12 protein-coding genes, 1 pseudogene and 1 riboswitch are annotated in these 13,466 nt (G+C 62.3%); of the genes and pseudogenes, 4 read left to right on the top strand and 9 right to left on the bottom strand.

The features are described 5' to 3' along the window. Positions 1–61: 61 nt before the first annotated feature. From ACN8ZM_RS06260 to thiC, 3 genes are all read right to left on the bottom strand, one after another. A complete protein-coding gene (locus ACN8ZM_RS06260; protein ID WP_043182136.1) occupies positions 62–310 on the bottom strand; it encodes a hypothetical protein in 249 nt (82 codons plus the stop codon). Between the two features lie 191 nt (positions 311–501). Then, positions 502–714 (bottom strand): glycine zipper 2TM domain-containing protein, encoded by a 213-nt coding sequence (locus ACN8ZM_RS06265; protein WP_043182137.1) that lies wholly within the window; start codon positions 712–714, stop codon positions 502–504. Between the two features lie 258 nt (positions 715–972). Beyond that, positions 973–2,904, bottom strand: a complete 1,932-nt coding sequence (gene thiC / locus ACN8ZM_RS06270; protein WP_048024440.1) for a phosphomethylpyrimidine synthase ThiC — start codon at positions 2,902–2,904, stop codon at positions 973–975. A gap of 124 nt (positions 2,905–3,028) precedes the next feature. Further along, positions 3,029–3,145: riboswitch (TPP riboswitch) on the bottom strand. A 269-nt stretch (positions 3,146–3,414) separates the two neighbouring features. Here thiC and ACN8ZM_RS06275 point away from each other — a divergent pair. From ACN8ZM_RS06275 to ACN8ZM_RS06285, 3 genes are all read left to right on the top strand, one after another. Next, complete coding sequence (locus tag ACN8ZM_RS06275) at positions 3,415–3,690, top strand: pentapeptide MXKDX repeat protein (protein WP_043182139.1); 276 nt, start codon at positions 3,415–3,417, stop codon at positions 3,688–3,690. A 91-nt stretch (positions 3,691–3,781) separates the two neighbouring features. Further along, on the top strand, positions 3,782–4,414 hold the full coding sequence (locus ACN8ZM_RS06280; protein WP_420210774.1) for a cytochrome b/b6 domain-containing protein: 633 nt from the start codon (positions 3,782–3,784) through the stop codon (positions 4,412–4,414). Between the two features lie 29 nt (positions 4,415–4,443). Further along, positions 4,444–5,232, top strand: a complete 789-nt coding sequence (locus ACN8ZM_RS06285) for a molybdopterin-dependent oxidoreductase (protein ID WP_043182143.1) — start codon at positions 4,444–4,446, stop codon at positions 5,230–5,232. 78 nt (positions 5,233–5,310) lie between these two features. On the opposite strand, the gene ACN8ZM_RS06290 is transcribed toward ACN8ZM_RS06285, so the two are convergent. Together ACN8ZM_RS06290 and ACN8ZM_RS06295 are read right to left on the bottom strand one after the other, a co-directional pair. After that, positions 5,311–5,592 carry a helix-turn-helix domain-containing protein gene (locus ACN8ZM_RS06290; RefSeq protein WP_043182145.1) on the bottom strand — a complete coding sequence of 94 codons (282 nt, stop codon included), beginning with the start codon at positions 5,590–5,592 and terminating at the stop codon, positions 5,311–5,313. Beyond that, the gene (locus ACN8ZM_RS06295) at positions 5,589–5,942 is read right to left on the bottom strand and encodes a type II toxin-antitoxin system RelE/ParE family toxin (protein WP_420210981.1); all 354 of its coding nucleotides are present in this window, start codon (positions 5,940–5,942) and stop codon (positions 5,589–5,591) included. The genes ACN8ZM_RS06290 and ACN8ZM_RS06295 overlap by 4 nt, the downstream gene beginning before the upstream one ends. Before the next feature lie 506 nt (positions 5,943–6,448). On the opposite strand from ACN8ZM_RS06295, the gene ACN8ZM_RS06300 reads away from it, so the two are divergent. Then, positions 6,449–7,630 (top strand): EamA family transporter, encoded by a 1,182-nt coding sequence (locus tag ACN8ZM_RS06300; RefSeq protein ID WP_420210775.1) that lies wholly within the window; start codon positions 6,449–6,451, stop codon positions 7,628–7,630. Positions 7,631–7,651: 21 nt separating this feature from the next. On the opposite strand, the gene ACN8ZM_RS06305 is transcribed toward ACN8ZM_RS06300, so the two are convergent. The 4 genes and pseudogenes from ACN8ZM_RS06305 to ACN8ZM_RS06320 form a co-directional block, all read right to left on the bottom strand. After that, positions 7,652–8,851, bottom strand: a complete 1,200-nt coding sequence (locus ACN8ZM_RS06305; protein ID WP_420210776.1) for an MFS transporter — start codon at positions 8,849–8,851, stop codon at positions 7,652–7,654. 1,037 nt (positions 8,852–9,888) lie between these two features. Continuing rightward, positions 9,889–10,358: pseudogene (gene tssD / locus ACN8ZM_RS06310) on the bottom strand (type VI secretion system tube protein TssD). An 8-nt stretch (positions 10,359–10,366) separates the two neighbouring features. Next, entirely contained in the window at positions 10,367–10,939 is a 573-nt protein-coding gene (locus ACN8ZM_RS06315; protein ID WP_420210777.1) for a hypothetical protein, read from the bottom strand. Beyond that, a complete protein-coding gene (locus ACN8ZM_RS06320) occupies positions 10,939–13,461 on the bottom strand; it encodes a peptidase M23 (RefSeq protein WP_420210778.1) in 2,523 nt (840 codons plus the stop codon). Before ACN8ZM_RS06320 ends, ACN8ZM_RS06315 begins: the two co-directional genes overlap by 1 nt. Positions 13,462–13,466: the final 5 nt, after the last annotated feature.

The following is a 13,466-nucleotide window of genomic DNA, read 5'->3' on the forward strand; positions in this document are numbered from 1 at the left end:
AGAAACGGGAATGTCGCCGGTTGCCGGCGCGGGGCGGCCGCCAGCCGGCGGTCGCGCCCGATCAATGATGGCGCCAGCCGCCGCGTCCGCCGAAGCCGAAATTGAGCGACAGCGCCGGGCCCCAATAGCCGCCCCACGCAGGTGCATAGGCCGGTGCCGGATAGTAATAGGCGGGGCCCGGATCGACGTAGACGGGGGCCGGCTGCACCGGTGCAGCCGTGTAATAGCCGCCAGGATAATAGCCGTACGGGTAGTAGCAGCCGGCGAGCGTCACGCACGCGAGCGCCGCGGCGACGAGGGTCCTGTTCATGATGTCTCTCCGGCGGAGCCGGCAATCGGCAGATGCTTAAGCTTAGGCCGCGCGCCGATGACACGGTGTGCAAAACGGTAACGGATCATTTCCGTGCAGGCTGCCGGTCACGTTGCGGCGCCGCATGCGAAAACGGCGCTTCCGCACCGCGAAAACGCCGTCTGGTTGACTGTCGCGGCGCGCGTCGCCGCTTACTTGCCGACCTGGTTGCCGATGATGCCGCCGGCCGCCGCGCCGCCCAGCGTCGACAGCGCGCTGCCGCCGATTGCTGCGCCGGCGACGCCGCCGACACCTGCACCGATTGCCGTGTCGCGCTGGCGTCTCGTCATCGAGTCACAGGCCGACAGGCTGGCCACGGTCGCGACGAGCAGCGCGCATACCCCAATACGCCGTATCGAATTCATGATCGTTGTCCTTGCGGTTGTGAACGGAGGACACGCGACCGGCCGGCGGCCGCGCATGAACCCAATCTACGCGCCGCCCCCCGACGCTGCTGTAAGGACTTGTTAAGGCTCGCGTGGTTTCGTAATGAATTGTTTCCGGTGGTTTCCCGGTGCGCAGGCAGGCATGCGACATGCGCAAAAAAGCCCGCTCGAAAGCGGGCTTCGTACATCGCGAATCGCGAGGTGATCCGGCGAGGATCGCCGGATCACCGCATGCGCTTACTGACGGTGATAGATCTCGGCGCCGGTCTTCACGAACTCGACGGCCTTCACTTCCATCCCCTTCTTCAGCGCTTCGGTTTCCGACACGCCCTGCTGCGCCGCGAACTCGCGCACGTCCTGCGTGATCTTCATCGAGCAGAAGTGCGGGCCGCACATCGAGCAGAAGTGCGCAACCTTCGCCGAATCCTTCGGCAGCGTTTCGTCGTGGAATTCGCGCGCCTTGTCCGGATCGAGGCCGATGTTGAACTGGTCTTCCCAGCGGAACTCGAAGCGCGCCTTTGACAGCGCGTTGTCACGCACCTGCGCGCCCGGGTGGCCCTTCGCGAGATCGGCTGCGTGCGCGGCGAGCTTGTACGTGATGATGCCTTCCTTCACGTCGTCCTTGTTCGGCAGGCCGAGGTGTTCCTTCGGCGTCACGTAGCACAGCATCGCGGTGCCGAACCAGCCGATCATCGCGGCGCCGATACCGGACGTGATGTGGTCGTAGCCCGGTGCGATGTCGGTGGTCAGCGGCCCGAGCGTGTAGAACGGCGCTTCCTTGCACCAGTCGAGCTGGAGATCCATGTTCTCCTTGATCAACTGCATCGGCACGTGGCCGGGGCCTTCGATCATCACCTGCACGTCGTGCTTCCACGCGATCTGCGTGAGTTCGCCGAGCGTCTTCAGCTCGCCGAGCTGCGCTTCGTCGTTCGCGTCGTAGATCGAGCCGGGACGCAGGCCGTCGCCGAGCGAGAAGCTCACGTCGTACGCCTTCATGATCTCGCAGATCTCTTCGAAGTGTTCGTACAGGAAGCTTTCCTTGTGATGCGCGAGGCACCACTTCGCCATGATCGAGCCGCCGCGCGACACGATGCCGGTCATCCGGTTCGCGGTGAGCGGCACGTACTGCAGGCGCACGCCCGCATGGATCGTGAAGTAGTCGACGCCTTGCTCGGCCTGTTCGATCAGCGTGTCGCGGAAGATTTCCCAGGTGAGATCCTCGGCCTTGCCGTTGACCTTTTCGAGCGCCTGGTAGATCGGCACCGTGCCGATCGGCACCGGGCTGTTGCGGATGATCCACTCGCGCGTTTCATGGATGTGCTTGCCGGTCGACAGGTCCATCACCGTGTCGCCGCCCCAGCGGATCGCCCACGTCATCTTGTCGACTTCCTCGCCGATCGACGACGTGACGGCCGAGTTGCCGATGTTCGCGTTGATCTTCACGAGGAAGTTGCGGCCGATGATCATCGGCTCGGATTCCGGGTGGTTGATGTTCGCGGGGATGATCGCACGGCCGCACGCCACTTCCGAGCGCACGAATTCCGGCGTGATCTCGGCCGGCGCGTTCGCGCCGAAGGCCGCTGCGCCGAACGCCTGGCCCGGGTGCTGGCGCCCCATCATCGCGGCGAGCTTCGCGCCGTTCGGGCCGCTTGCCTTCAGGCTCTCGAGGTACTCGGCGCGGCGCTGGTTCTCGCGGATCGCGATGTATTCCATTTCCGGCGTGATGATGCCCTGGCGCGCATAGTGCATCTGCGTGACGTTCTTGCCGGCCTGGGCGCGGCGCGGGTTGCGGTGCAGGCCCGGGAACCGCAGGTCGGCGGTGGCCGGATCGGCCGCGCGCTCGAGGCCGTACTGGCTCGACAGGCCGCCGAGCACTTCGGTGTCGCCGCGTGCCTCGATCCAGCCCTGACGCAGCGCGGCCAGGCCTGCGCGGATGTCGATCTTCGCGTCCGGATCGGTATAGGGGCCCGACGTGTCGTACACGTAGATCGGCGGATTCTTTTCGCCGCCGAAGCCGGTCGGCGTGTCGGCCTGCGTGATTTCACGCATCGGCACGCGGATGTCGGGCTGCGAGCCGGTGACATAAACCTTGCGGGAATTCGGCAGCGGGGCGACGGCCGCGGCATCGACATGAGCGTCGGCGGACAGAAACTTCGGATTGGCGTTCATGCAATCTCCTGTGTGAGCGCCGGACAGGCGCTTCGGCGCTTGCCCGGAGCCCTTGACGTATGTGGGGCTCGAGCTAAGCAGGAGACGAGGCTTGGTGAGGCGGCGGATTTCGTCAGAAGGATGGCGGTGAAATCCGTACGCTTCCCTGCGCTGGCATTATCCAGATCAGGTTCAAAGGGTATTTCTCACCCGCAATGCCGGTTGTTTGACCGAACGCATTGCAGGACCCCCGCGTTAGCAGGGCACACGATACACTGGCTTGGCGGCGGTTTCAACCGGGAGAGGATCGGCTGCCCCGGTGCGGCCGCAGCATGGCGGGCGGTACGATGGCCCGTCGAAATGGCAGCGCGCGTCGCCGCCGCATGGCGCCACGGCTTGGCTGGCCGTGGCGACGCGGTGCAACATGGCGCGCTTTCGCGCGACCTCAAAAAAAATATTCGCAGCGGCTGTCATTTCCCGCGACGTCGTCCGTCTATTCGGCTCCTTAAACCCATGTTTTGGAGAGATGTCATGAAAAAAGGTCTGATTGCCGCTTGCGTTGCTGCTTTCGCCACGATCGCCACGGGCGCGTATGCGCAGAACGACGCCATGTCGCAGCCAGGTTCGTCGATGTCGAAGGACGCGATGGGCCACGACGCGATGGCCAAGGATGCGATGGGCCATGACGCGATGAAGAAGGACGGCATGAAGAAGCATGCGATGAAGAAAGACGCGATGAAGAAGGACGGGATGTCGCACGACGAGATGGGCAAGTCGTCGGGCGACAAGATGACGCCGTCGTACTGACGGAGGCGGACGCGGCGCGGCCGGCGCGTGCGTCGCACGGCGGCCGCCCGCCCGCATCGTGTTTCGTCGACCCATTCCGGGAGACTTCATCATGCAAACCGTTCCTGCCGCCGGCCGCGCGGCCGCCACGCCGCCCGCGCGCCCGATCCATCCGCTGTGGGTGCGCGCGAGCCACTGGCTCAACGCGCTTGCGGCGATCCTGATGGTGCTGTCCGGCTGGCGTATCTACGACGCGTCGCCGATCTATCCGCCGTTCACGTTCCCGCACGGGATCACGATCGGCGGCTGGCTCGGCGGCGCGCTGCAATGGCATTTCGCGGCGATGTGGCTGCTCGTCTTCAACGGGCTGTTCTACCTCGCGATGTCGATCGCGACGGGGCGCCTCGCGCGCAAGATGCTGCCCGTCACGCCGGCGTCGATCTGGCGCGACATCCGTGCCGCGCTGGGCGGGCGGCTGTCGCACGACGACCTGAGCGTCTACAACGCGGTGCAGCGTGCCGCCTATCTGACCGCGATCGTCGATCTCGTCGTGCTGGTGCTGTCCGGACTCACGATCTGGAAATCCGTGCAATTTCCGCTGCTGCGCGAATTGTTCGGCGGCTACGACAACGCGCGTGTCGTGCACTTCTGGGCGATGTCGCTGCTCGTCGCATTCTTTGTCGTTCACGTCGCGATGGCACTGCTGGTGCCGCGCTCGCTGCTCGCGATGCTGCGCGGGCGCTGACCCGTCAACTTCGGGTGAAGGAAATCATCATGTCGGAATCCGAATACAAGCGCGACGGTTCGCGCTGGACGCTCGACCGGAAGTCGCTCGAACTCGACGTGCGCCGCGAGCTCGAGATGCCGTCGCGACGGCTGTTCAACCGGCGCGTGCTGACGATCGGCGGCCTGACGATGCTGACCGGCTGCACGCTGAAGGACGACGCGTCGGTCAACACGTTCCTCGAGAAGGTGTCGCGCATGAACGACCGCGTGCAGGCGTGGCTGTTCAGCGGCGAGCGGCTCGCGCCGACCTACACCGAAGCCGATATCACGCGACCGTTCCCGTTCAACGCGTACTACGGAATCGACGACGTGCCGCACGTCGACGCGTCGACGTATCGGCTCGTGTTGTCCGGCCGCGTGACGGGCAAGCGCGTGTGGACGCTCGACGAACTGTATGCGCTGCCGCACGCGGAACAGATCACGCGGCATATCTGCGTGGAAGGGTGGAGCGCGATCGGCCGCTGGGGCGGCACGCCGTTCGGCGCGTTTCTCGCGCGCGCCGGTGCCGATACGCGGGCGAAGTACGTCGGCTTCAAGTGCGCGGACGATTACTACGAGAGCATCGACATGCCGACCGCGCTGCATCCGCAGACGCTGCTCGCGTTCGACTACGACGGCCATCGGTTGCCGCCGGAATTTGGCTTCCCGATGAAGCTGCGGATGCCGACCAAGCTCGGCTACAAGAACCCGAAGCACATCATGGAGATCTTCGTGACCGATACGTTTCCGGGTGGCTACTGGGTCGACCAGGGGTACAACTGGTTCGGCGGATCGTGAGCGAATCGTGAGCGGTGCGTGGCACGCGGTGGCGGCGCATGCGCGTGCCGCGATGCATCGGGCATCGCACGTGACGCGTCACGCGGATTCGCGTACCTGGAGGTCGACGCGCAGGCCGACAGCCGCCGCCATGTTCACGAGCGCGTCGAGCCCGAACAGGTTGATCTTGCCGCGCATCAGGTCGGAGACGCGCGGCTGCGTGACACCCAGCTGTTTCGCGGCCTGGGCCTGACTGAGCTCGAGCTGCGCGATGCGCTGCTTGAGCGCGATCATCAGCTCGGATCGCAGCTTCATGTTCTCGGCTTCGGCCGGCTGGCCCTCGATTGCGTCCCAGACGCTTGAATAACGCTCGTTGGTCATCGTTTCCTCTCCATCGTCAGCGCGCGGTAGCGCCGGGCGGCCAGTTCGATATCGGCCCGGGTCGTACGCGCCGATTGCTTCCGGAAGCAGTGCAGCACGTAGACGGTGTCGGCGAATGTCGCGACGTCAATGATCCGGAACGCGCCGCTCGCATCGCGCAGGCGAATTTCCCGCACACCGACGCCGACGGTGCGCATCGGCTTCCAGTCGTCGGGCGCCAGCCCGCGTTGCACCTGGTCGATCTGGTGGCCGGCTTCGCGTCGCGCGGGCAGCGGAAAGCCGCGAAGATCGGCGAGTGCGCTGCCGACGAAAACGACGGGCTTCGGCGGAAGAATGGTTGAATCATACAAAATTTTGTATGGGTGGTGCGGGTTTCGAAGGAAGGCTGCGCAGGGCGGGAGGCGCGTGGGTCGACCGTCACGATAAGGGGGAAGCGCTGGCCGGCGTGCAGGACTGGCCGTTCGGCCGATGGCTGACCCGACCGCCACGGATGGTCGTGGATGGCGGGTCGGATCGACGCCCCGGCAACGCATGCACGTTGCTTATCCGGCCCCGGATTTCACCCGCCCGCCGGCCGAAAAATGTCGCGCGGAAACATCATTCGTGATCCTTTCAGACACGTCCGACGATGCTTTCGAATCCTTGATGCCATAATGCCGAGCGTGTGCAGCCGAAGCGGTTGCGCGCGTTTTTTTTGTCCCTCTGCCGCCGCTCGCCGGTTCTTTTTCGTCGCCGTTCGCACTGTCATGTCGTTCCGCACGTTCGCTCTGCCTTCCCGGTCCCGCCAGGGCCGTTTGCCGGCATCGCCGGCGTCTTTCAGCGGAGCACGCGGCGTGACGTGCGGGCAGGCCGCACGATGACGCCGCTCGACCGTCTCCTCGATTTCTTCGCCCGCTTCTCGTTCCGGATCCGTCTGCCGCAAAGCCGCGGCGGCCGCGTGGCGCTGGCGCTCGTCTTCATCTATTTCGTCTGGGGTTCGACCTACAGCGGCCTGCATTTCGCGCTGCAGTCGTTCCCGCCGCTGCTGCTGTCGGGGCTGCGCAACCTGCTCGGCGGGATCGGCCTGTTCATCTTCGCGCTGCGGCGCAAGCCCGAATGGCCGACGCTGCTCGAAATCCGCAACGCGGGGATCGTCGGCACGATGCTCGTCGCGCTGTCGTCCGGCACGATCGCGCTCGGGATCAGTCTGGTCAGCAGCGGCTCGGCCGCGGTGATGGTGGCCACGGTGCCGCTGTTCGCGACCGTGATCGCGGCGGTTGCCGGGCGGCCGGTCACGAAAGGCGAGTGGTCGGCCGTCGCGCTCGGAATGGTCGGCATCGTCGTGCTGAATTCGGGCGGTGCCGCCGCGCAGAATTCGGCGCTCGGCACGATCTGCGTGCTGGCCGGCGCCCTGTTCTGGGCCGGCGGCGCGCATCTCGCGACGCGGCTCAAGCTGCCGTCCGACCTGTTTTTGTCGACGTCGCTGCAGATCGGCCTCGGCGGGATGATCTCGACGCTCGTCGCGTGGCTGGTCGGCGAGCGCATCGAGCACCTGATGGTGGGGCCAGTGTTCGCGTTCCTGTACCTGATGGTGTTCTGCACGATAGCCGCGTACGTCGCGTACGGCTACCTGATCCGCCACACGAGCCCGATCATCGCGAGCAGCTGCATGTACGTGAACCCGATCGTCGCGGTTGCGCTCGGTGCGCTGTTGCTCGGCGAACCCGTGACGATGGCGACGGTGGTCGCGACCGTCGCGATCCTCGGCAGTGTCGGATTGTCGTTCGTATTCGATCCGGCGCGCCGGCCCGCGGCGGCGGCCGCGGCTGCGAGTTCGCCGGCCGTGGCTACCGAGCCGGCGGCGACGGCGGGTGCGTCGTCCGCCGCACCCGAGCAGATCGCGATGCCGGAGGCGGCGCCCATTCTCGCGCCTTCCGCCGTCCAGCTGGCCGTGCCGGCGCCGGGCGCCGTGATGGATCCCGCCGCCGTGATCGATCCGCCACCGGCGTTCGCGCAACCGCAGGTCGACGAACCGGCCGCGCCCCGCGCCGACGCGTGACCCTGCCGTGGCCGGCGGCGCTCAGTCGCGCTGGCCACCGCGGTAGTGGAACCAGCCGGCGAGCGCGGTGAACAGCAGCCCGACCGAGCACGTACCGAGCCAGCCGAACCCGCGCCACGCGGCGACGCCGGCCGACGAGCCGAGCGCGCCGCCGATGAAATAGCACACCATGTACACCGTGTTCACGCGGCTGCGTGCCTCGGGCTTCAGTGCGTAGATGCGCGACTGGTTCGAGATCTGCGCGGCCTGCACGCCGACGTCGAGCACGATCACGCCGATCACGAGCCCGACGAGGCTCGTACCCGACAACGCGAAGATCACGTACGACAGCGCGAGCAGCGTGATCGCAAACGAGATGATCGTGCGCGGGCCGCGCTTGTCCGCGAAGCGGCCCGCGTACGGTGCCGCGAGCGCACCCGCCGCACCGACGATCCCGAACAGGCCGGCTGCCTGCGGGCCGAGATGGAACGGCGCGCCGGCCAGCAGCAGCGTCAGCACCGGCCAGAACGCGCTGAACGCCGCGAACAGCGCGGCACCCGTCAGCGACGCCTCGCGCAATCCGCGCAGCTCGACCGCCAGATGCCACATCGAGCCGAGCAGCTTGCCGTACGGCAGCGTCGACGTCGGCGAGCTGCGCGGCAGCCGCAGCACGATCACGGCGGCGAGCGCGACGAGCGCCGCGACCGATACGGCGAACACCGCGCGCCAGCCGAAATACTCGGCGACGAAGCCGGCGGCCGTCCGCGCGAGCAGGATGCCGAGCAGCAGGCCGCTCATCACGGTGCCGACCGCATGCCCGCGCTGGGCGGGTGGCGCGATCTCGGCTGCGAACGGCACGGCCTGTTGCGCGATCGTCGCGAGCACACCGATCGCGAGGCTCGCGATGGCGAGCACAGCCAGCGACGGCGCGGTGGCCGCGACGATCAGCGCGATCGACAGGCCGGCGATCTGCATCAGGATCAGCCCGCGGCGGTCGAAGCGGTCGCCGAGCGGCGCGAGCAGGAACATGCCGGCCGCATAGCCGAGCTGCGTCGCGGTGGGTATCACGCCGATCCAGGACGCGCCGTCGGGAAACGCCGAGCGGAAGCTGTCGAGCAGCGGCTGGTTGTAATAGATGTTCGCGACGGACACGCCCGCGATCGTCGCGAGCAGCAACAGCAGGCTGCGCGAATAGTGGGGCGAGGCGGCGTCGGTCGGACGGTCGGTGGAGGCGGTGGACATGGCTGCGCGGACGGAGTGGGACGGCGCAGCGCGCGGCGCACGCGTCGGGTGCGCAGGCGGGCAGGGCGCCGGTCAAGGCTGCCGATCATACCGGAGCGACGTGAATTCTGCCGGACGGGGGCGAAGTGCGGCACGTGCGCTTCGACTAGCGCCACTACACAGTTCGAGCTGCCTTGCCTCGGTATTTCAATATCGGAATAGGAGCCTCAGTCGCGTTACGCACGAAATTCTAAGAGTCTGCTGTATTCTTATATTGAAAAAGATTGATTGCATCTACGAAAGCCGCTCATTTCATTCAACCACAAGGCTGTTGATGACATGCGCTGGCCAACTATTTTTCGACGCAAAGCCGCGCTCTCTCAGCGGCAAAATTTCGCAGAGGGAAAGGGAAACAGCCGTCGTTGTACCTGGGAAGAATCCGTCCCAGCACTCGTAAATTTCATGTACAGATGCCAGTGTTCGATCATTTTCCAAGACTTTGGCGTACGACAGTACTAACCTTGAAACGATGACGACATCGGCTCTGTTTCCTCTTGGGCTTGGAATTTTCTTCGACGTGGTAACTTCCTGAGTTACATCACGCTGAGGGTCATAGTAGTTAGCTCTCGATGTCTTGGGTCGGCCATGATTCAGATTGATGAAGCCTATCTGCCTCGTCTCATGGAGGAGTGTCTTGTTTGCCGTAATGCTGCCATAGAAAAAAGAGCTTCCAGAAGGATCCTCATATAGCAGGCGGCAAGTGCCTTGGTTTTCACTCAGTCTGCGTGCTGATTTCAGCGAGAATCCGCATGGTTTGGTGAGATCGTATCGATGCTCCGATTGACCTGACTCGGATGCTTCATGACTTCCGCTCTCTTTCGAAAAAAAATAATAAAATCGCAAGAATAATTGGCGGAAATGTTTTTTTACTCATGGCCTCAAGCTGTTGTGTGAGAGGGTTTGAGAGGCATCGTCACTGAGGTGCTTATGCGCGCACTTAAAATACATCACTCTCCTGTCTTGATGGGGTGCTGCTCGATTAACCTGTAGCGTCACATTCAAAACATCCGCATCGATTCCTTGAGCATCGGTTGGGTAGTTTGTCCTGGCTTTGTCGACTCTTGTGTTGATGTTAATTTTTCCATCAAGAGGGTGTACTCGGCCTTGCTGGGGGCCTGCGCATGCGGCAGCGCGGTGTTAATGTTGACGATCGTGGCGCCTTCCAGCTTGGTCGTGAAGAAATGCTCCTGCTTGCCTTCGGTGGAGGTGCGATACCACTTCACTTCTATTTCAGGGAGCATCTCGCCTGCCGCCAGCGCCTGGTACAGCAGCGGCGTGGTTTTGTTCAGCGGTGCGATGAAGGTGAACGGCATGTGTACGCGCTGGCCGGCTGGCCGCTCTGTGGGGCGGTCGGTGTCGCGATCAGGTGTTCGATTTCCTGGACCAGGATCTGGTCTTCGTGGCCGTCCTGGTACACGTTGCCCGCCGAGTCGGCGGTGAAGGCACCTTCCGTGATGCCTTTACCCACGTCCTCACTCAGTAAATATTGATATTACTTATGAATTTGCGAATTCTTGCGAGCCGGCTCTTCCTTTCTCGATTCTTCGCCATTTCCGAAAAAGCAAATACAGCAACGCCGATCGAATTTACGCCAGAAGGACGAAGCACCGCAGCGTAGCAGGAATGTGGCAGAGTAGGCTCCCCAATGTTGCAAAGAACGTCATCAGCTTCAAAAATATCGAAATCTCTTGATTTGTAGTGGTAGGTTTTGTACGTCCACGAACCGCTAGCATAGACCATGGGGTTTCCATCAAGCTTCCCTACTTGACCTTTCCCTTCCTCAGTGAGCTCGTCGTATCGAAAGAACCCATACCGTTCACCTGCACGCGTAAAGCTAGATTTATCTATGCAAATAGTTAAATCAAGATTTTTTTCTTTTGCCGAAACGCAAGTGGATCCATCGTCTCTTTTTGACAAATTAAAATAGGGTGGAATTTTCAGAATTATTCCGTCGCCAATATCTATGGTATCAGCAAATGCATTGCTGCACATTAAAAATAAATAAATGAGCATCGAACTTCCCGCTGTGCGCATGGGGAATCCAGTCATCACGAAAAATCCATGGTGATTTTTGAAATTCTCTGCGTTTCGGCTATTCGCTCCGGGAGCGCATTTGGCTCGCCATTTTTATTCACCCCATTAATTGCGATCGACACCGTTCGAATAGCCGCATCAGAGATGTCCGTTTCCGAAATTTTGTTGTTTATCGTCGTGAACTTGTTTTGAGCCGAACCTGCCGTCCAGTACCAGCCGCCAGCATCAATGCAGTTATATGGCACCACACTGAGCAGCTCCGGATTTGATATTTGAGGCCGCCTCATCTTCGCGTTTCCCCACCAATATTTATCGAAACTTGACGCGCGCAGCCAACCTCGATATACCCAATATTTGGCATAGTTCACACGCCCTGTCAGTTGCTTCATCCCTCTACCTCTGAACTTCTTCCCATCACCCGGATCGACGTTCCCATTCCTGTTTTCGAGATAATCGAAGTAATTATCTTTTGGATTTTTATAATAACCTCCGATCTCTGGCTGCAAGCTAGCCGAAAAATGGGTTGAAGACGCCTCTACCATGCGAGCAAGACTGTGCGACTCCACTGCCCCCTGTCCAAAAAAGTGAGCCAACCTAGCCCCGGTTACTATGTAGTATTTCTGCAGGGTCCGGTTTATGTGACTACGGTAGCGGTCTCGCAACGCCGCGGGATCAGGAGTCTCTTCTTTTCGATATCTGCTGTCGGGATAGATGCGCGCAAGATCACCGATCGATATCCAACCACATCGTTTGAATTCCCGGATAAACCGTAGCGGGTGAAAATGATAGTGTTCTGCCTTCAGGTTTAGTCCATTCCCTACCGCCTCCTCCCAAAACGCCAACGCCTGGTGATGTCGCTTGAGCCTCTCGTACGCAGGCTCCCCCAAGCAGATCGGAAACACGATGTTGCCGACCTCGCTCTCTCCTTCGGTGCCTTTCAGCCAGCCCCAGCGCTTGTCGAAATCGTCGCGCGCCCACTCGGTGGGCATCCTGACCACACAGTAGGTGAGTCGATCTCGCAATTCACCGGTCTGCGTTTTGGCGTAGGCAAGGATCAGCCGATTGCGGTATTGGGTAGCAGCATCGATCACGGCGACATCGGGCGTTGGCGACATCGGCTCGATCAGGTCGAGCAACTGCCTTGAGTCGCAACGGCTGTTGCCATCGGCATCGTCATCGATAAACGTCCAGCCCAGCCAGTGCGGGAAGTCGGCGTCGCTATAGACCTTGACGCCAATACGATTGAGATCCACGTAAGCTGCGGCACCACCGTCGATAGCAATCTTGCGGAAATGCGGCAGGCGGCCCTCATGCAGGTCGGTGGCAGCCGGTGTGTCGGGCCCCAGGATTCGACCGAAGCGCAACATCTCGTAGCCGGCACTCGGGCATCCGGGGTAGGTGTCTGTCGCGGTCTTGTAGAGGTTGTAGGCACCTTCAGCCTCCTGCATGGTGGCGCGCCGCTGACCACTGGCATCGCGCGTAGTCAGGGTGATGGTGCCTCGCGCTTCGCTCAACGAGATGTTAAGCACCTCCTTCGTTTGACCGATGGGCTGTACGGTCCATTGCGCCCATGCTTCGGCGGTCAGATCATCGGGCGGCGTGGCGGCCGCGGCCCCATAGATCGCAGGTACGCGAATGGTGCGTTGTGCAACGGTGGGTGGAGGGGGCGCCTTCTTGCCAGATTGCGGAGCTGGTTTCATGGCAGCCTGGTATGCGCCGGTAACTCTCGGCCACCACGTACCAGCCTGTGCTGCAGTCTTGCCGTTGAGCGTCAGGATGCGCTCGGGCATTGTCCGAAAGCGCTGCGCGACACTTTCAAGCGTATCGTTGGTGGCCCCCACCGTGGAATCGAAGGCGCGCACGACGTAGTTCCTGGTTTCGGTACGCGGGTTGACCGCGTACATCGGCGTACCAACAGGCAACACGATATGAATGTCGCCCCAGACACAGTTGCGTCGTCCCTCGGAGGCTTGCAGCTTGCCTTCGCTGCGGCCCATCAGCTTCTCTACGTTCGCTTTGTCCGCAACGATTTCGAAATGGATGCGGTTTGGCCTGCCGTAAATCTCACCTGCTTGGCCAATCGGGTCTTTGCGATAGATCTTGTCGCCTTTCTGCCAGGCAGCCTTGGTGGTCGAATTGATCGCCACGCTCTTCAGGTGCTGGTAGATCGAATAGAAGACGACCTCGACACCCTCGCCGATTTCAGTCTGGTGCTTGAGGATCACCACACCATTGCTGGTCCAACCCGCGTAGTAGAGCAAGGGGTAAGCGTCGCGCTCTTGCTCGGTAGGGTTCTGCTTCGGCTTGGCAGCGCAGGGACGCGCAAACACGATCTCGCCGTCGGCAATGGCGCGCACCGGTTCCGGATTCGCGTCGGGGCCTGGCGCGACCAGATGCACACCGCCATGCCAACCGAACTGATGGCTAACGGGGAAACTGCCTTTGCCACTCTTTTCACCGAGGCCGAAGGTACCGTCGTTCCTGTCATCGTCGATTCGTGGTTGAGGCGTGCCCAGGAAGGGAAAGCTGATAAGCATGGAGG

This window comes from Burkholderia aenigmatica, from assembly GCF_048627025.1.
GTDB classification, from domain to species: Bacteria; Pseudomonadota; Gammaproteobacteria; order Burkholderiales; family Burkholderiaceae; genus Burkholderia; species Burkholderia aenigmatica.